Source organism: Embleya sp. NPDC050154, assembly GCF_044460165.1.
Classification (GTDB): Bacteria; Actinomycetota; Actinomycetes; order Streptomycetales; family Streptomycetaceae; genus Embleya.
This window is the reverse complement of sequence record NZ_JBITJP010000003.1, coordinates 279,039-296,794: the sequence shown is the minus strand read 5'-3', so window position 1 is coordinate 296,794 and position 17,756 is coordinate 279,039. Positions and strand designations below refer to the sequence as shown.

Sequence of the window (17,756 nt, the reverse complement as noted above, 5' to 3'; positions counted from 1 at the left end):
CTGGGGTCTCCTTTCGGGATGAAACATGTCGGGGTGAAACCCGACCGGATGAAAACACGACGATGAACCGATATGGCGCGGACCGGGAACGCGCGGGGCGTTCACCGCTGCCGTGCCCGGCGGCGGTGATCACACGCCCGGCGCACCTCGGCGGTACTGCGAACCACGGCGCCGACCCGCTCGGCCAGCGCCGGATGGCCGGACTGTAGATGGCCGCGAGCCTCGGCCAACGGACCCAGGAGGTCCGCGGGATCGTCCCGGCCCAGCGCCCGCCGCAGCGCGGCCAGGTCGGGCTCGGCGCCGGCCGGCAGGTCGGTCAAGGCGCCGATCTGCCCGGCCAATTGCCGCAGGCCGGCGGCGTGGGTCCGGGCCCAGCCGGCCACCGCCCGGTCACCGGCCCGCCGGTCCCGCTCGGCGGCCACCCGCTGGTCGCCGGTGGTTGCCGAACCGTCGGGCGCGGGTCGAAGCCGTAGATAGCGCCGCTCGGCCGCCTGCCGGCCGGCCACGCCCAGGGCCGGTGCCAGATCCGCCCAGCTCGTGCCCAACCGCCGGGCGGCCTCGATCAGATCGGGCTCCCAGCCGGCGATCTCCAAGCGCAGTTCGCGCAGCAGGGTGAGCGCGACCAGCACCTGATTCGCGCTCAACGGCGGGTCGGACGTATCGGGTGAACGCATCGGCTCCCGGACCGCGCGCATCGCGTCCCGGATCCGCCCGAGGGCCACACCGGTGTCCAGGGCGGTCGGGGCGGCGGGGGCACGGCCGGATGCCGTGCCGAGCGTCGGCACCGAGTCGCGCTCGTCGTTTCCCATGTCCGTGTGCCCCGTCCCCTCGCGCCCCGTTCCCTGTGTGCCCCATGGGAGTCGTCTCCTCGGCCGCAGTCGTCTCCTCGGCGACGCCATATCGTGTCGTCGTAGCGACGACACGATATGGCGGAGTGTGCGAGCGCGTCCAGACGCTCACGGTTGGTGAGCACCTCGGCGTGCGCCTCGGGCGCGTGCGATCGCGGATGCAATGGGAACTCCGCGTGACGTCGGTGCCCTCGCCGTATGAGGATGTCCACATGTCAGACAACAGCCCCTCGTTGCCCCGTCAGGTCGCCGACGCGTACGTCGACGAACTCATCGCGCTCGACCCGGTCACCGGAACCTACCTCGGTGTCCCGGCCAGCTCCGCCAAGCTGCCCGATCTCTCTCCCGCCGGGCAGGAGGCGCGCGCCGATCTCGCGCGGGCCACCCTCGCCGGGCTCGCCGAAGCCGAGCAACTGCCCGGCGCGGACAGCGACATCGAGCGGCGCTGTGCGCGCTTGCTCCGCGAGCGGCTGACCGCGCAACTCGCGGTGCACGAGGCCGGCGAGGGCCTGCGCGCCGTCGGCAACCTCGGTACGCCGCTGCACGAGGTCCGCGAGGTGTTCCCCGTGACGCCCGCCGAGACCGAGCAGGACTGGGCCGCGATCGCCGAGCGACTGCGCGCGGTGCCGGGCGCGCTGGAGGGCTACCGCGCGTCGCTCGCCCTCGGCCTGGAGCGCAAGCTGTACGCGAGCCCTCGCCCGACTGCGACGTGCGTCGAGCAGCTCGGCGAGTGGGCCGACACCGACGGCAACGGACGCGGCTGGTTCGAGGACTTCGCCGCCGCCGGACCGGAGGCGCTGCGTACCGAACTCGACGAGTCCGCGCGCGCCGCCACCGCCGCCGTCACGGCACTGCGCGACTGGATGCGGGACGTGTACGCCCCCACCATCGCCGACGCGCCCGACATCGTCGGGCGCGAACGGTACGCCCTGTGGTCGCGCTTCTTCAACGGCACGGACCTCGACCTGGACGAGGCATACGCCTACGGCTGGTCGGAGTACCACCGTCTCCTGGGCGAGATGCGCGAGGAGGCCGAGAAGGTCCTCCCCGGCGCCGCGACGCCCTGGGTCGCGCTCGCCCACCTCGACGAGCACGGCACGCACATCGAAGGCGTCGACGAGGTCCAGGCATGGCTGCAGGGCCTGATGGACCAGGCGATCGACCGCCTCGACGGCACGCACTTCGAACTCGCCCCGCAGGTGCGCAGGGTCGAGTCGTGCATCGCCCCGCCCGGGAGCGCCGCCGCGCCGTACTACACGCCGCCGTCCGAGGACTTCACCCGTCCGGGCCGCACCTGGCTGCCGACCATGGGCCGGACCAGGTTCCCGGTCTACGACCTCGTGTCGACCTGGTACCACGAGGGCGTGCCCGGCCACCACCTCCAGCTCGCGCAGTGGACGCTCGTCGCGGGCGACCTGTCCCGCTACCAGGCCACCATCGGCGGGGTGAGTGCCAATGCCGAGGGCTGGGCACTGTACGCCGAGCGCCTGATGGACGAACTGGGCTTCCTCACCGACGCCGAGCAGCGCCTGGGCTACCTCGACGCCCAGATGATGCGCGCGACCCGGGTCATCGTCGACATCGGGATGCATTTGGAGCTGGAGATCCCCGCGGACTCCCCGTTCCACCCCGGCGAGCGTTGGACTCCGGAACTGGCGCAGGAGTTCTTCGGTATGCACAGCAGCCGGCCCGCCGACTTCGTGGAGAGCGAGCTCACTCGCTATCTGACCATTCCCGGGCAGGCCATCGGCTACAAGCTCGGCGAACGCGTCTGGCTCCTGGGTCGCGAGAACGCGCGCAAGGCCCAGGGCGCGGCCTTCGATCTGAAGGCCTGGCACATGGCGGCGTTGTCGCAGGGGTCGCTGGGGCTCGACGATCTGGCGGACGAGCTGTCCTCGGTGCCGGCTCCGTAGTCCCGCGGGTCGGGCCGGCGCGGGCCACGTTGTCGGCCCGCATCGGGGAAGGCGTGGTGGTGGGTCCCCAGCCGGACACGCAGGACCCGCCACCGGCCGTCGGCGGGCCGAGGTGGGCCACCGTGTCGGAGGCGACGGCGGATGCGGCGTCGGATGGTGTGTCCGGCGGCGCGTCCGCCCGTCGTGTTCGAGGACGTCACTCGGCATCGACCCGCGACGGCGGGTTCGGGGGTATTCGGGGCGCGTTGGTGAGGCGGAGTTCGCGGACGAGTGCGCGGACCGCGGCGGACGCGGCGAGTTCGGGCGTGGTGAGGTAACCCACCGAGCGGGTCGGGCGCTTCGGGCCGAGGTCGGCGATCTCCACGGAGGGCGGCGCGTCGGCGAGGGAGAGCGCGGGCATGATCGCCATGCCGAAACCGCTTCCCACCATGGCGAGGACGGCTCCGTCGTCTTCCGCCTCCACCGTGGCGCGGGGGATCCAATCCTGGATCGCCCACCACTCCCGCGTGTACGAGGAACAGTTCTCGGACCAGTCGACCAACGGCAGTGAGCGCGGATCGGGATGCCCGGCGGGATGCACCAACGCGTAGGGCTCCTCCAGCAGGACGCCGCCGACCAGGCCCGGCGGCGTCGGCGTCGCCGTCTCCAGGGTCGCGATGCCCACGTCCGCGCGCCCCTCGGCAACCTCCCCGGCGGTGCCGGGACCGATCTCGCGCACGATCCGCACCCGTGGTTCGATGCCCGGGTGGCGGGCGGTGAGCCGGGCCAGCACCGGCGGCAGCAGGTGCAGGGCGGCGCTGCGGAACGCGGCGATGTGCAGCGACCCGCGGACGTCCCCCTCGTCCATGCCGGTGCCCCGACCGGCGCCGCGTGCGTCGGCCACCAGCACGTCCAGCATCCGCAACACGCGCCGCGCGTGGGCCGCGGCCGTCGTACCCGCCGGCGTGGGTCGGGCCCCGGTCCGGCCGCGTTCGAACAGGACCGCACCGACCTTGCGTTCGATGCCGCGCACCGCGTGCGAGACACCCGATTGAGTGGTGCCCAGCGCCGCGGCCGCGGCCGAGAACCCTCCCTCGTCGGCCACGGCGACGAGGATCCGCAGCTCTTGCGGAGAAAGGTCGGCTCGGGCCGTCATCAGGGCTCCCACCTGCTGCCATGAGCGTGGCTCATGGAAACGAATCGGTCATGAGCGCAACCCTCTGCCCGGCCCGCCCATTCCCGCATACGGTCCGTGCCATGAACTCGCTCCCGCCGAACAGCACGGCGGTCACCGTCCAGCAGATCGCCCGTCCCAGCGGCTTCCCCACGCGCGACCGGTTCCGGTTCGTCGAGACGCCGGTGCCCGAGCCGGCTCGGGGCACGGCGCTGGTCGAGAACCTGTACTGGTCGGTCGACCCGTACCACCGCGAGATGATGGACGGCGAGTTCACTCTGAACGCCCCGCTGGAGGGGCGCACGGTCGGCCGGGTCGTCGCCTCCCGAGATCCCGGGCTGGTCGAGGGCGCGCTGGTCTTCCACCGCCGGGGCTGGCGCACGCACGCGGTGGTCGGTCCGGACGAGGTGCAACTTCTTCCCGAACTGCCGGGCATTCCGCCGTCCGCGCACCTGGGCCTGCTGGGCGGTACGGGACTGACCGCGTACGTCGCCCTCACCCGCATCGCTCGGCTCCGCGCGGGCGACGACCTGTTCGTCTCCGGCGCGGCGGGCGGGGTCGGCACCGCCGTCGGCCGTTTCGCGCGCCTGTTGGGCGTCGGGCGACTGGTCGGCAGTACGGGATCGGCGGCCAAGGCGGCATACCTGACCGAGCAGGTCGGTTACGACGAGGTCTTCGACTACCGGGAAGGCGCGGTCGCGGACCTGCTCGCGCGGGCCGCGCCGGACGGCGTCGACGTATTCGTCGACAACGTCGGCGGCGACCACCTCGCGGCCGCGGTGGGTGCCCTGCGCGAGCGCGGCCGCATCGTCCGGGTCGGCACGATCAGCCAGTACAACCGGCCGGACACCCCGCCCGTGTGCTTCGATCACGCGGACTTCGTGGAGAAGAGCCTGCGCATGGAGGGCTTCCTGGTCCGCGACCACGGCGACGTGCGCGACGAGTTGTACACGTTCGCGGTCCCCCACCTGCTCGATGGGCGGCTCGCGTCGGACGAAACGGTCGTCGTGGGATTCGAACGGATCGTGGAGGCGTTCCTGTCCATGCTGCGCGGCGGCAACACGGGGAAGATGATCGTCAAGGCGGCGGACGCATAGGGTAGTTCGGGCACCGGGTGACGGACACCAGGCGGTGCGGGCTGCGGCGGATCCTGGTCGGATGGTGTACTCGGCGAGGGGATGCCGAGGGGAGTGGGCGAATTCGGCGACGAGGCGATCACCCTCCCCGAGGGCCGAGTGGGCCATCATGCGCAGATGGACGAGGTGTTCGACAGGTTGTTTCGGGCCGGTCGGGAGGCCGTTCTCGACGGGGCGGTCCAGGCGCAGGAACCGCCGAGGGTGAACGGACCGCGATGGGGAACCTCGATCGTCCTGAGACCGGAGGCCGCCGGCACGGATCGGGTGCACGCCCTCGCGTTCGAGGCACTGGCCGCCACGGGAAGCGGGCACTGGCCGACCGGCGCCCGCGGCTCGGCCCACATCACCGTCCGCGCGGTGGAGCCGCACCGCACGCCGATCCCCGCGGACGATCCGGCGGCGGCACGTTACCTCTCTGCGCTGCGCCGAGCCGCGGCGCGGTGTCCGAGCATCCGCTTCCGGGTGCGGGGCCTGACCTTGACGGCGAACAGCGTGATGTTGTGTCTGGGGCCGGAGGACGGCTGCGCCGACGAGTTCGCCGGGGCTCTCGCGCGGACGTTGGGCGCGGACGGGTGGCTCGAGGCGGACCACCCGCGCGACGTCTGGTATCTGACGTTGGTGCACTTCGCCGGCCCGATCGACCGCCCCGAGGCTCTCGTGGACTGGGTTGCCGCTCGGCGGAGGTTGGACCTGGGCGGGCTCGACGTGGATCGGGCCGAGCTTGTCGCGTGGCGCTTCGACGGGGTTCGGGTTGTGCCGGACGTCCTCGGGGCCGTCGGCATGCGGACCCCGGGTGCGGGTGCGGCCCCGGCACCGGATGGCTCGGGGCGAGGGCCGCATCGGGATGGTCGGTGAGCTGGATTTCACCGTCGACGGCAGGGCCTTTTCCTGACCCGATCGTCGAACCATCCACCCCTGCTTGCTCGTTCGCAGATCCGCCACTCCGGCTACGTCGACCACCGCAGGCGTGCGACGAAGGTCGACGCCGTCTCCACGGGCCGCGCGTGCGGACTGTGTGCGTGCACTTCCGGGGTCAGCCGTCGGTCGCGGCCCCGGCGGCGGCGAGGTGGTGGGCAAGCAGGGCGGGGTGGGTCGTCGCCCGCGTCCCGAGCGTCGAGGCCGAAGGCGAAGCGAGCGGCCGCGTTGTGGACGTCGCGTGCCTGCGGCAGCCCCGAAAGCGGACGTGTGATGTCGGCGGTGACGACCTTCAGACCGTCGGTGCCGGCACCTCGGGAGGCCGGCCACGTGGTGAGGGCGTCGTTGCCGTCGCAACCGTCAGCACTCGTTTCCCGTCGTTGCGGCCGGAGCGAGGGCCGGAGCAGGGCTCACGGAGTCAACGGCTCACGGCGGTTTCCCGCTCGATCCGTATGCGTGACAACTTTTCGGGATTGCGGACGGCGTAGAGCGCGGTGATGAGGCCGTCGTCGACGCGTAGCGCGATGACGGTGTCGACGGCGCCGTCCAGGCGGAAGATCAGGGCCGGGTGGCCGTTGACCTGCGCCGGCTGGAGGAACGCCGCGGTGTCGATCCGGCCCAGGACCCGCGCCACCGCAGCGGCCCCCACGACGGGCGCCAGTGCGGCCTGGACGACTCCGCCGCCGTCGGTCAGCAGGACGACGTCCGGCGCGATCATGTCGAGCAGGCGCTGCAGATCTCCCGTTTCGATCGCGCGCCGGAACGCCGCCAGCGCGCCGCGGGATTCGGCCGGGGAGACGACTCCACGCGGGCGGCGCGCCGCGACGTGGGTGCGTGCCCGGTGCGCGATCTGGCGGACGGCGGCCGGGCTCTTGTCCACGGCTTCCGCGATCTCGTCGTACTCCAGGTCGAACACGTCGCGCAGGACGAACACCGCCCGCTCGGTCGGGGTGAGCGTCTCCATCACCAGCAGCATCGCCATCGAGACGCTGTCGGCCAGTTCGACGTCCTCGGCCACGTCCGGCGCGGTCAGCAGCGGTTCGGGCAGCCAGGGGCCGACGTAGGACTCCTTGCGCCGGCGAAGTGTGCGCAGCCGTCCCAGCGCCTGGCGGGTGGTCATCCGGACCAGGTAGGCGCGCGGATCCCGCACCGCGTCGAGGTCGACGCCCACCCAACGCAACCAGGTCTCCTGTAGCACGTCCTCGGCGTCGGCGGCCGAGCCGAGCAACTCGTAGGCGACGGTGAACAGCAGGTTGCGGTGGGCGACGAATGCCTCGGTGGCCGGGCCCATGCCGCCGTCGCCCACGGACGGTTCGACCATGTCCCCGGTTTGCTCGCCGCGCTTGCCCACAGCCCACTTCCGTCCGCTCGCCCTCGATCGTGTCACGCACAAGACACCGGCCCCGGTCGCCTTGTGACGTGGACGGGCGGTGGCCTTCGTCACAAGACCGCGTTGTCACAGGGGTCGGGCGGCCGGCATCTCGTGTTCGTCGGAACGCCGTGCGAACGATCCGCGCGGCACGAAGCCCCACAAGTGAGGACCCGTCATGGAAACCCGGATGAACCTGTTCGACAACGAGCTCGGCACCAGGATCGGCAAGCGGATCTACGCCGTCAGTCTGCTGATCCAGGAGTCGTCGCTGCCCAAGGCCACCCAGGAACTGGTGCAACTGCGGGCCAGTCAGATCAACGGCTGCGGATTCTGCGTCGACATCCACGGTAAGGACGCCGTGTCCGCCGGCGAAACCTTCGCCCGGCTCAACCTGGTCGCCGCATGGCGCCACTCGACCGCCTTCGACGAGGCCGAGCGGGCCGCGCTGGCGCTCGTCGAGGAGGGTACCCGGATCGCCGACGCCCATGAGGGTGTGTCCGACGAGACCTGGGCCCGAGTACGCGAGCACTACGACGACGACCAGACCATCGCGCTCGTCTCCCTGATCGCGATGATCAACGCGACCAACCGCCTCGGCGTGATCCTGAACAACCAGGGCGGTTCCTACGAACCCGGCAACCTCGCCGACATCGCGGGCTGACCACCGGACGAATCGCGCCCGGCGCGGGACCGGGTGATCCCGCGCCGGGCCGGGTTCGGTTCGTGGACACCCCGAAAGCGACGCCGAGTTCGGCGACGCGGACTTCATCCGCCTCGCCTCCCCAGCCTGATGGATGTCCCCGTCGTGGCCGCGCGTCGGGCCGGCCAGGATGGGATCGTGTACGGCGAAGACGACGACGGTGATGCGAGGAGGGGCGAGTCGATGACCGAGGAGTCGAATTCGGCCACGCCGATTTCCGTGGGGGCCACGACCGGTTCGCGCGAGTCCGAGAGTGCGGGCGTCGATGCGTTGGCGCGGGCGAACATGGCTGCGTTCGCGGCCGAGCTCGTCGAGCGTGGTTGCGCGGCCGAGGGGCTGGTCGACCTGGACGCGGCCGAGGAGGACGACGACGGGCGGGCCGAGTATCGGCTGTTCGTGGTTCGGCCGTACGAGGGATACGAGCAGTGGATCGCCATACCCGGTGTGGAACTCGCGGTGGTTCGCGGCGCCGAGCCGGACGGACCCTGGTCGATCGAGTGCGAGGGCGATTCCTACGTGTGGGCCGACCTGGTGCAGGAACTGGCCGATGGAGCCGAAGGGTTGCGCGCCTTCGGCCGGAACGTCGCACTGCTGCGCGCCGAACTCGCCCGGCGCGGCCTGGCGTTGCGGGACGAGGAGGTGAACGTCGACGTGGATGCCTGCGGTGAACGCTACGAGGCGTTCACGCTGCGTACGCCGGCCGGGGTGGTCCGGCTCGGCGTCCCGGACCGGGAGGTGGGTCCGGGATCGCGCATGGAGCTGATGGTGGACGGACACGGGTACCTCTACGAGCAGGCGATCGAGGCGATCCTCGCCGCGGCGACACCGGCACCGTCGGCGTAGCGCCGGCGGGACCGAGCCCTCGGGCGGCACGGGCGGGCATCCACCTCCGCGCCGTGCGGCCGATCGGCCGCCGACGTCGGTCGGCGGCGCGTCGTCAGTGGTCCGGTGGTCGACTGCGCATCCGGGTCGTCGGCGCGTCCTCGATCCCTGCCGCCTCCGCGGCGGCGGCAACGAAGGAGGCGACCAGGCTTCGACGGTCGTCTTGCGCCCAGGCGACGACATCGGCCCGGCCGTCGCGGATGTGGTCGGCCCGGTCGGTGGACCCGCCGAAGATGATGTCCACCCGAGGCGCGTCGGGCCCGCGGGCGTAGGCGGCCGGTGCCATCGTGCGGATGCGCCTGGCCGACCTCGACGCCCTGAACGCGCCCTTCTCCATGCCCGGGGCCCTCGACCTCATCGAACACTGGCAGGGCCGGTACCCGTACAAGGCGATCCGGGTCAACCACGAGCCGTTGGCACAAGCGGTCGCGCATTCGGTCGGTAGACGGCGCCGGGGGGCGGGTATGCGCGATCATCGCCGGATGGACGCTCGTTTCCTCGGCATCGCCGAGCTGGTCGAACCCCCGTCCGTGGCGGTCGTGGTCGACGTCATGCGCGCTTTCACGGTGGCTGCCTGGGCTTTTGCCCAGGGGGCGGAAAGGATCGTGCTCGCCGAGTCACCGGCCGAAGCCCTGGCGCTCAAGGGTCGCCACCCGGATTGGGTGGCGCTCAAGGACGGCCCGCCGGCGCCCGGGTTCGACACCGTCAACTCGCCGGGCCTGCTGCGGTCCATCGACCTCGGCGGACGGACCGTTGTGCAGAAGACCACGGCAGGGACGGTCGGTGCCCTTGCGGTCAAGGAGGCGTCGCTGGTGCTGTGCGCGAGCTTCGTGGTGGCGGAGGCAACGGCTCGACTCCTGCGGACACACGAGTGTGAGAGTGTCACGTTCGTGGTCACCGGCGACGACGGGCAGGCCGACGAAGATCTGGCCTGCGCTCAATACATCGCTCGCAGGGCCACCGGGGCCGGCACGGACGCAGCCGAGTTCCTCCGCCGCGCCGGCGAGTCGCGCGCCGCCGCCGAGTTGACGGAGGGGGTGCGTGCGGGAGCCCATCCCGACGACGTCGCACTCTGTCTCGAACTCGACCGGTTCCCCTTCGCGATGGTGGCGACCTTGGAGGACTCGCTCATGGTCCTCCGTCCCCGTGCCGCGCCTTCGCCGACCGACGGCGCTTCGATGCGATCGCCGGCGGTCCGACTCCCCCTGCGAGAGCCGTAACCCGGTCCCGTGCGCGGCGGCGGCAGCGGATGCGTGCGGGCCGGCCGTACGCGGATCGGGCTCGGTTGTCCCGCCGTGAGCAGGGCATCGAGCCTCGCCGCCCGTTCAGGCGGTTGGCTCCGGCGGCGCAACGCCCGCTTCGGCGGCAGGAATTCGGCGGTGCACGTCGTCGTACATGTCGAGCATCGCCATGCGGAAGATCTCGGCCTGGTGCGTGCCGATGAACGCGGTGTGCCCGAACACTTCCAAGGCGACGAGGCCGTGCATGTGCCCCCACGAGCTGAGGATGAGAGCGGCCGCGGCCGGCGGCAGATCTCCCAGACCGTCCGGTGGCAGGCCCTCCAGGTGTTTCCGGAGCGCGGGCGAGAGCGCGGGCGTGTCGGCGGCGCCCAGTTGTTCCGTGGTCAGCCCGGCGAACAGTTCCTGCTGGAAGATAGCGCTCATCCGGCGGACCGCCTGCGTGGTGGGGCCGTCGGCGGGCGCCCGGTAGTGCTGCAACGGGGCCCCGTAGATCAGTTGGAACCGTTCGGGATTGGCGATGGCCCATCGGCGGTAACCCTCGGCCGCCACCACCAGGCGCGGTACGGCCGTGTCGTGCGCGGCGTCGACCGTGGCTTGCACGGCGTCGGCCAGGTCGTCGTACGCCTTGGTGATCAGCGCGGTGACGAGGTCGTCCCGGCTCGGGAAGTAGTGGTAGAGCGCCTGCACGGTCATGCCGAGGCTCCGGGCGACCGCTCGTAGGGACAACGAGTGAGGTCCGTGTTCGGCGATGTGGCTCTCGGCGGCGCTCAGGATCTCCTGGACGGCGACGGCACGGCGCCGCTGGCGCAGGGTGGGCACGGCCGCTGGGGCTTCGGCTGGAGGCATGCGACGACCGTACGACGAACCTTCGCGCACCGCACCAAAAATCGCACTCCGTGAAGAAAATCTAACACTGCCAAAGATTCTTGTACCTCACTAATGTCGTCCATGGAGACAGGGAAGGCGACATCGCATCCCGTCCCGAGAACGCGGAACACGTGGACGCGGAGGAGCGGTTTCTTCCGCCTCGTCGGCGCCGGCCCGGACGCCCGCTTCCGCTGCTCGGAAGGACGCCCGGCCCCACCCCCATCAGGTCGTTCCGACCTTTGTCGTGTCGTTTTCGCAGTGAGAGTGCAGAGGAGAAGTGCGTGTTCGACCGCATAGCCGAGCTGGTGGTTCGCCGGCCCAAGGCGGTACTCGTGGTCGCGGCCCTGGCCGTGGTCCTCATGGGCGTCGTGGGCTTCGGCGCGTTCGGCAAGCTGCTGGGCGGGGGCGGCTTCGACGATCCGGCCTCCGAGTCCACCCGTGCCGGGCGGGTCATCGACGAGAAGTTCGGCGGGGAGCCGAACCTGGTCCTGCTGGTCCGCCCCGCCGACGGCGGCGTCGACGGTCCCGCCGCGAAACAGAGCGGTCGAGCCCTGGTGGCGGACCTCCAGAAGGAACAGAAGCTCGACAACGTGATCTCGTACTGGGACACGGACAACCCGAACCTGCGCTCCAAGGACGGCCGCGAGGCCATCGTGCTCGCCCACGTGAAGGGCGACGACACGGAGCAGGGAAAGAACGTCAAGAGCATCGTCGACACCTACACCGGTCGGTACGGGGACGGGCTCACCGTCCGGGCCGGAGGGGCCACCGCCGTAGCCGACGAACTGGCGACACAGAGCGGCGAGGACCTCGTCCTGGCCGAGGCGATCGCCGTGCCGCTGACGCTCGTGCTGCTCCTGGTCGTCTTCGGGAGCGTGGTCGCGGCGCTGTTGCCGCTGGTGATCGGTACCGTCGCGGTCCTGGGCACGTTCGCCGTCCTCGCCGTCCTCGGCAGCGTCACCGACGTGTCGATCTTCGCGATCAACCTGACCACGGCCCTGGGCCTCGGACTGGGCATCGACTACGCGCTGTTGATGATCAGCCGGTTCCGCGAGCAACTCGCGTCGGGGGCCGAGGTGGACGACGCGGTGCGGCACACCGTGCGCACCGCGGGTCGCACCGTCACGTTCTCCGCCGCCACGGTCGCCGCCGCGCTCGGATCGCTGCTGGTGTTCCCGCAGTTCTTCCTCCGCTCGTTCGCGTACGCCGGCGTCGGGGTCATCATCGTCGCCGCGGTCGCCACCTTGTTCGTGATGCCCGCCCTCCTCGCCCTCCTGGGGCACAAGGTCGACAGCGGACGGATGCCGTGGGCGAAACTCGGGCGCACCGACGCCCGGGTGCCGCTGTGGGGCCGGATCGCCGGCACCGTCATGCGACGTCCCGCGCTCACCGCGATTCCGGTGCTCGCGGTGCTGCTGCTGGCCGCGAGCCCGCTCCTGGGGATCAGCTTCGGTACGGCCGACGAACGGGTGTTGTCCGAGGACGCGAAGACTCGTCAGGTCTCGACCGCGCTGCGGGAGAACTACAACGGCAACGACGCCGCGGCCGTGCACATCGTCATCGACGGGCCGGTGGGCGAGGCCCCGTTGGCCGCGTACGCTGCCGAACTGTCCAAGCACAAGGACGTCGTCCGCGTCTCGGCCTCCACGGGAACCTACGTCGGCGGGCGCTCCACCGCGCCGGGGCCCGGCAATACTGCCCTGGGCCGCCCCGACGCCCAGCGCATCGACGTGGTGAGCGCACTGGCGCCGAAATCGGGCGCCGCCCAGGACCTGGTCGCCGAGGTGAGGTCGCTGCCGGCGCCGGCCGGGACACACCCCCTGGTCTCCGGATCCGACGCCGAACTGGTGGATTCCAAGGACTCCATCGCCGGCCGACTCCCGATCGCGGTGGCCCTGGTCGCCGTCACCACCTTCCTCCTCCTCTTCCTGTTCACCGGCAGTGTCGTGCAGCCGCTGCGGGCGCTGGTCCTGAACCTGATCAGCCTGGGAGCGGCCCTGGGCGCCATGACCTGGATCTTCCAGGACGGGCACATGGCCTCCCTGCTCGGCTTCACACCGCAGCCGATGGACACCTCGATGACCGTGCTGATGTTCTGCATCGCCTTCGGTCTCTCGATGGACTACGAGGTGTTCGTGCTCAGCCGGATCAAGGAACTCCACGATCTGGGCGAGGGGACCGAGTCCGCGGTGGTCAACGGCCTCGGGCGCACGGGACGTATCGTCAGCGCGGCGGCCGCCCTGTTGGCGGTGAGCTTCTTCGCTTTCGGTACGGCCGAGATCAGCTTCATGCAGATGTTCGGCCTGGGCACCGGGCTGGCCATCCTGATCGACGCCATCGCGGTACGCGGCGTACTCGTGCCCGTCGCGATGCGGCTGCTCGGCCGTTCGGCCTGGTACGCGCCGCGCCCGCTGCGGAAGTTCCACGACCGATTCGGGCTCGGCGAAGCCGGCCCGGCGCCGGTGGCCGCGACCTCGCCGGGGGCGGGGGCCGGCGCGCCCATGGAGAAGGACTCGGCGGCCGTCTGACCACGCGAGACCGCTGCCGTACCGTGCCCGCCTCCGCCGTCCTCGGAGGCGGGCACGCTCGTGCGGCTCGCGCTCGCCCGGCCGGCTCCGACGCCCGGGTGCTCACTCACCCGTGACGGGGAGGCACCGCACCAGGGTTCAGCAGGTCTTCCAGTTCGGCCGCGAAGAGCAGGGCGGGGTCGAACCGCATTCCGGTGAAGTGTCCGGCGAGTTCCAGGGACAGTACGCCGTGCAGCCGGGTCCAGAAGGCCAGGACCCGGCGGAGGACGGCGGATGACGCGGGATGGTCGCCCGCCCAGTGCCGATGATCGTCGAGGTGCGCGTCGAGCGGCGTCGCACGGGTGTCCGGGGGCAGCGCGGTGCAGGCGTCGAGCAGAGTCACCAGGATCTCGTCCGCGATGGCGGTGACGTCCTCGGGCGCGTGGTAGCCGGGGACGGGCGTGCCGTAGATGAGGAAGTACCGCTGAGGGTCGGCCAGAGCCCATCCGCGCAGGGCGTGGGCCGGCGCGGCCAGGTCACCACCGGAATGGGCGGCCGCGCGGAGGGTGTCGGCGAGGCTTCGGTACGCGTCCGTGATGAGTTCCGTGATCAGCTCGTCGCGGCCGGCGTAGTACCGGTAGAGCGCCGGTCCGCTCACGCCCATCTGCTTGGCGATCGCGTTGAGGGAGAGCGCGGATGCCCCCGCCGAGGCGATCTGCTCCCACGCGTGTTGCTTGATCTCCGCGCGCACCTGGGCGCGATAGCGCTCGCGCGGGGTCGCCGTGCCGCTGTCCGCCATGCCGCCGTACCTCTCCCTGAGCCAACCTGCTACATATTCAAGTTCTGGTTAGAAGATATCACCCAGGCGGTTGACGTCGATCGTGCACGAAAGTTATAACTCATAACGAACGGCAAATCATCTAAGCGAGCTTGGTGGTGCGGGTCCTTGGGATCCGTACGTCCGGCCACTCGCATCCGAGGAGAGCGTCATGTCGGCTCCATCGAACGTCGTGTCGGCCTCGCCGACGTCCCCCGAGAACGCGGCGCCGCGGAACGCGGCGGCCCGGCGCATTCCGCGGGCGGTGACCGTCTCCGCGTGGGCGATTCCGGTCATGGTCCTGGGTCAGTTCGCGCTGATCGCCGGCGTGCCGGTCATGGTGGCCCTGGTCGGCGCCCTGACTCGGGTTCGCGACCGGGCGGTGCGGGCGGGAGCCGTAATCGTGACCGTCGCGTTCGCGATCCCGCTCACCGTGTGGATGGTGCGGCCCGACGGCGCGCAGAGCCTGTCCAAGGACATCCATCCGGCGTTCGTCGGCCTGATCGTCGCCGCCTCCGCGGCACTGATCTTCACGCTCCACCGCGCCCGCCGACGTTGAGCGCTGCAACAGGCAGCGAAGCCCGTCCCGCCGGCGCACCGAACACGCGGGCCGAGGTACGGGAAGGCATCGGCCGGTGGATCGAGAACCCGGTCTGGTCGCCGGACGGGACCCGTCTGTTCGGAACCGACGCGATCTGCGTGGACGCCGGTACCCGTGAGGTGGGCTGGTACGTGCCCGCCTCGATGGCCGCGCTCCGTCCGGACGGGTCGCGCGTCGCCGCCGTGTCCAGGGACGGCTTGTCCTTCCTCGACGTGGCCGCCGGCCGGAGCGGAGCCGGCCCCTTTGCCGAGATCGAAGCCGGCCGCTTCGATCTCGGCACCGCCTGTTCTCTGCGCTGGGCAGCCGGGCGTTCGAACCGACTCGCGGTGCCGACGCGCGGCTCGGACACGGCCGCGCCCGCCGTGCACATCTTCGACACGGATGGGCACCGGCAACAACGGCGAGATCCGCACACGGGCCTGGCAGATGTCGGCGTGCCGATCAGCTGCCGGACAGGCGGAGGTCCCCCGACCAGGTCTCGCACCGGACACGACCGGAGCCGAAAGTGATCTCCAGTGCGAGCCGCCCGGTGTACGGGTCTCGCTGTTCGTCGATTGCCGATATGGTCTCGCCGAGGTGCTCCGCGAACGGGGTCTCGCCACCGATCGGTGCCACCTCGACGCGGCCGACCTCCCGCATGTCGTATGCCGCGAAGGGGGGCGACGTCTCCACGATCAGGCACCAGTCCGAGCCGGTCGTGATGTGGGTGGCGACGCCTTCGCTGTCGAGCAGCCACACGTCCAGCGGGCCGGACGGAGCCTCCGCGCCGTACAGGTGCCAGGAAGCGAGCACTTGCTCGAGACGCCGCCCCACCAGGTACTCGGGACGCACACCGACCCCGTGCAACGGACACTCGCTCGACCTCGTCGACTTCACCCGGCGACCGTACCGTCAGGAAAACCCGCCGTTGCCCTCATGCCCTCATGGGGGGACCGGCCTCAGCCGCGGAAGGACTCCTTGCGCTCCGGGTCGGCCTCGGCCAGGGCCTTGGTGACCGCTTCGATGCCGGCGCGCAGGCCGTAGACGGGGGTATCGGGCTGCTGGCGCCAGGAGTCGTCGAGGCCGCCCGCGTCCACGGAGTCGAAGCCGAGCTCGTCGATCAGGGCTCGGACGACGTTCTTGGCCGACTCGTCGTCGCCCGCTACCGGCAGGGCCATGCGGTCGGGCCGTCCGGCCGGGAGGGGCCTTTCCAGGAGGTCCTGGGCGTAGGTGCCGTTGAAGGCTTTGATCACCGGGTGTCCGAGCTGCTTCTCGACCCAGCGGCTCTCGGTCAGACCCTCGTCCTCGATGGCGGCGATCCGGCCGTCGCGCTGCCGCGGGTAGTAGTTGTTGGTGTCGATCACGGTGAAGCCCTCGGCGGCTTCGTCGAGGAGGCCGGCCGGTAGGTCGGGCACGTTCTTCAGCGGGACGGTGACCACGACGATTTCGGCGTCTCGGGCCGCCTCGGCCACGGTGACGGGGGTGGCGCCGGTCTCCTCGGCGAGGGCCGTCAGCGTCTCGGGGCCGCGGGAGTTGGCCACGGACACCTCGTGTCCGAGGGAGGCGAGCCGACGCGTCAGGTTGCCGCCGATGTTGCCGGCGCCGATGATGCCGATCTTCATGAACGCTCCAGTGCGTGCGGTATCGAGTGTCGCGCATGCCGGAACCCCGCGAGACGACATCGCATTCCCCGGCGGACCGGATGCGCGACACGAACGCGGCGCCGGGATCGTCGGCGTGGGCGCGCTGTTCACCGCGCCCGCAGGACACTGCGCAACGTCGCCGGACAGACCCGAATTCACCGAGTGCGCGATCGTGCGCCACTGTGGCCCGGCCAGGACGCCGATCCGTGTGATCAGCTCTTGGGCGGGCCGCGGTCGCGTCCGTCGGGCGGGCCTGGGCGGCCGGTGTCACGCTGCGCGCGATGTGTCGGCGGACGGCGTCGGCCCACCCCGATGCGCTCGCCGAATCCGCGCGGACTCGCGGTCGTGGCTGCGTCCGTCCACCCGGCGCTTGCGGACGCGCCAGGGCTCCGCCGATCCGTCAGGGCCGGCTCACTCGTCCCGGCCGGGCGCGACGACATCCCTGTCGGGCGCGATGACGTGGCCGCGTGGGAGACGGCCCGTCGGCGCGATCGGCCGCGTAGCCGAGGCGGGAGACCCGTGCCCGCCGCCCGGGGGACGGCAGCCCCGCGGCTCACGAGGCCCATGAATGCGTCGGCGACGGCCGTCCTCACCTTTGAGGAGGATCATGGTGGTGGGGGCCGAACCTACAGGAGGTAGGTCATGGGACAGGCACGTGAGGCCATGGACCGGCTCACCGAGGCGATGACGAAGTCCAAGGACGTCAAGTCCATCGCGGACTGTTTCGCGGAAGACGCCGTGGCCACGACGCCGGAAGGCAATTTCCGCGGCCGTGACGCGATCGCGGAGTACATGGTCGAGTTCGCCGTCGCCGTACCGGATGGTGAGTTCGAATATGAACACGAGTACGAAGTAGGTGATACCGCAATCGACGAAGGGTGGTTCCACGGGACCAACACCGGCCCGCTGAAGCTCCCCGACGGCGAGATGCTTCCGGCGACCGGCAAACCGGTCCGCATCCACGGCTGCGACGCCGGGACGGTCGAGGACGGACGGATCGTCGACTATCGGCTGTACTTCGACCAGTTGGCGTTCCTCGATCAACTGGGGTTGGCGCCCGCGACCGCGGGTTGATCCGGCAGCGCGCGCCGGCGGCCCGGGCCCGCGCTCGGGCGTTCGACGCGCGAGGGGGCGGCACGGGCGCAGGGCACGCCCGGTCGCGGTTGGGGCGCGCCGGAGGCA

The 17,756-nt window shown here is 71.2% G+C and carries 17 protein-coding genes; 9 read left to right on the top strand and 8 right to left on the bottom strand.

The annotated features are described in order from the left end of the window. Window positions 1-101: 101 nt before the first annotated feature. The gene (locus tag ACIBSV_RS08015) at window positions 102-809 is read right to left on the bottom strand and encodes a type III effector protein (RefSeq protein ID WP_395860413.1); all 708 of its coding nucleotides are present in this window, start codon (window positions 807-809) and stop codon (window positions 102-104) included. A 251-nt stretch (window positions 810-1,060) separates the two neighbouring features. Between ACIBSV_RS08015 and ACIBSV_RS08010 the strand changes: the two genes are divergently transcribed. Continuing rightward, window positions 1,061-2,761: a DUF885 domain-containing protein gene (locus tag ACIBSV_RS08010; RefSeq protein WP_395860411.1), complete on the top strand. Its 1,701-nt coding sequence runs from the start codon at window positions 1,061-1,063 to the stop codon at window positions 2,759-2,761. A 196-nt stretch (window positions 2,762-2,957) separates the two neighbouring features. Here the strand turns inward: ACIBSV_RS08010 and ACIBSV_RS08005 are convergent, their stop codons facing one another. Then, window positions 2,958-3,896 carry a LysR family transcriptional regulator gene (locus ACIBSV_RS08005; RefSeq protein ID WP_395860409.1) on the bottom strand — a complete coding sequence of 313 codons (939 nt, stop codon included), beginning with the start codon at window positions 3,894-3,896 and terminating at the stop codon, window positions 2,958-2,960. 101 nt (window positions 3,897-3,997) lie between these two features. Here ACIBSV_RS08005 and ACIBSV_RS08000 point away from each other — a divergent pair, with 101 nt between their 5' ends. Next, entirely contained in the window at window positions 3,998-5,011 is a 1,014-nt protein-coding gene (locus tag ACIBSV_RS08000) for a zinc-binding dehydrogenase (protein ID WP_395860407.1), read from the top strand. 93 nt (window positions 5,012-5,104) lie between these two features. Next, the gene (locus ACIBSV_RS07995; protein ID WP_395860406.1) at window positions 5,105-5,905 is read left to right on the top strand and encodes a hypothetical protein; all 801 of its coding nucleotides are present in this window, start codon (window positions 5,105-5,107) and stop codon (window positions 5,903-5,905) included. A 478-nt stretch (window positions 5,906-6,383) separates the two neighbouring features. Here the strand turns inward: ACIBSV_RS07995 and ACIBSV_RS07990 are convergent, their stop codons facing one another. Next, window positions 6,384-7,286: an RNA polymerase sigma-70 factor gene (locus ACIBSV_RS07990; RefSeq protein ID WP_395860404.1), complete on the bottom strand. Its 903-nt coding sequence runs from the start codon at window positions 7,284-7,286 to the stop codon at window positions 6,384-6,386. A 226-nt stretch (window positions 7,287-7,512) separates the two neighbouring features. Between ACIBSV_RS07990 and ACIBSV_RS07985 the strand changes: the two genes are divergently transcribed. Beyond that, complete coding sequence (locus ACIBSV_RS07985; protein WP_395860402.1) at window positions 7,513-7,998, top strand: carboxymuconolactone decarboxylase family protein; 486 nt, start codon at window positions 7,513-7,515, stop codon at window positions 7,996-7,998. Window positions 7,999-8,220: 222 nt separating this feature from the next. After that, window positions 8,221-8,880 (top strand): hypothetical protein, encoded by a 660-nt coding sequence (locus tag ACIBSV_RS07980; RefSeq protein WP_395860400.1) that lies wholly within the window; start codon window positions 8,221-8,223, stop codon window positions 8,878-8,880. Window positions 8,881-8,974: 94 nt separating this feature from the next. On the opposite strand, the gene ACIBSV_RS07975 is transcribed toward ACIBSV_RS07980, so the two are convergent. After that, window positions 8,975-9,205: a hypothetical protein gene (locus ACIBSV_RS07975; protein WP_395860398.1), complete on the bottom strand. Its 231-nt coding sequence runs from the start codon at window positions 9,203-9,205 to the stop codon at window positions 8,975-8,977. A gap of 196 nt (window positions 9,206-9,401) precedes the next feature. On the opposite strand from ACIBSV_RS07975, the gene ACIBSV_RS07970 reads away from it, so the two are divergent. Beyond that, entirely contained in the window at window positions 9,402-10,139 is a 738-nt protein-coding gene (locus ACIBSV_RS07970) for a 2-phosphosulfolactate phosphatase (RefSeq protein WP_395860971.1), read from the top strand. 105 nt (window positions 10,140-10,244) lie between these two features. On the opposite strand, the gene ACIBSV_RS07965 is transcribed toward ACIBSV_RS07970, so the two are convergent. Further along, window positions 10,245-11,006, bottom strand: coding sequence for a TetR/AcrR family transcriptional regulator (locus ACIBSV_RS07965; RefSeq protein WP_395860397.1), 762 nt, complete (start codon window positions 11,004-11,006; stop codon window positions 10,245-10,247). A 302-nt stretch (window positions 11,007-11,308) separates the two neighbouring features. Here ACIBSV_RS07965 and ACIBSV_RS07960 point away from each other — a divergent pair, with 302 nt between their 5' ends. Further along, a complete protein-coding gene (locus ACIBSV_RS07960; RefSeq protein WP_395860395.1) occupies window positions 11,309-13,555 on the top strand; it encodes an MMPL family transporter in 2,247 nt (748 codons plus the stop codon). 106 nt (window positions 13,556-13,661) lie between these two features. Here ACIBSV_RS07960 and ACIBSV_RS07955 read toward each other — a convergent pair whose 3' ends face one another. Then, window positions 13,662-14,333, bottom strand: a complete 672-nt coding sequence (locus ACIBSV_RS07955; RefSeq protein WP_395860393.1) for a TetR/AcrR family transcriptional regulator — start codon at window positions 14,331-14,333, stop codon at window positions 13,662-13,664. A 190-nt stretch (window positions 14,334-14,523) separates the two neighbouring features. Between ACIBSV_RS07955 and ACIBSV_RS07950 the strand changes: the two genes are divergently transcribed. Further along, entirely contained in the window at window positions 14,524-14,910 is a 387-nt protein-coding gene (locus ACIBSV_RS07950) for a hypothetical protein (RefSeq protein ID WP_395860391.1), read from the top strand. Window positions 14,911-15,393: 483 nt separating this feature from the next. Here ACIBSV_RS07950 and ACIBSV_RS07945 read toward each other — a convergent pair whose 3' ends face one another. Both ACIBSV_RS07945 and ACIBSV_RS07940 read right to left on the bottom strand, forming a co-directional pair. Beyond that, window positions 15,394-15,828 carry a hypothetical protein gene (locus ACIBSV_RS07945; RefSeq protein WP_395860390.1) on the bottom strand — a complete coding sequence of 145 codons (435 nt, stop codon included), beginning with the start codon at window positions 15,826-15,828 and terminating at the stop codon, window positions 15,394-15,396. Window positions 15,829-15,890: 62 nt separating this feature from the next. Then, window positions 15,891-16,553 carry an NADPH-dependent F420 reductase gene (locus ACIBSV_RS07940; RefSeq protein ID WP_395860388.1) on the bottom strand — a complete coding sequence of 221 codons (663 nt, stop codon included), beginning with the start codon at window positions 16,551-16,553 and terminating at the stop codon, window positions 15,891-15,893. A 663-nt stretch (window positions 16,554-17,216) separates the two neighbouring features. Between ACIBSV_RS07940 and ACIBSV_RS07935 the strand changes: the two genes are divergently transcribed. Continuing rightward, complete coding sequence (locus ACIBSV_RS07935; protein ID WP_395860387.1) at window positions 17,217-17,648, top strand: ester cyclase; 432 nt, start codon at window positions 17,217-17,219, stop codon at window positions 17,646-17,648. The last annotated feature ends 108 nt before the right edge of the window (window positions 17,649-17,756 follow it).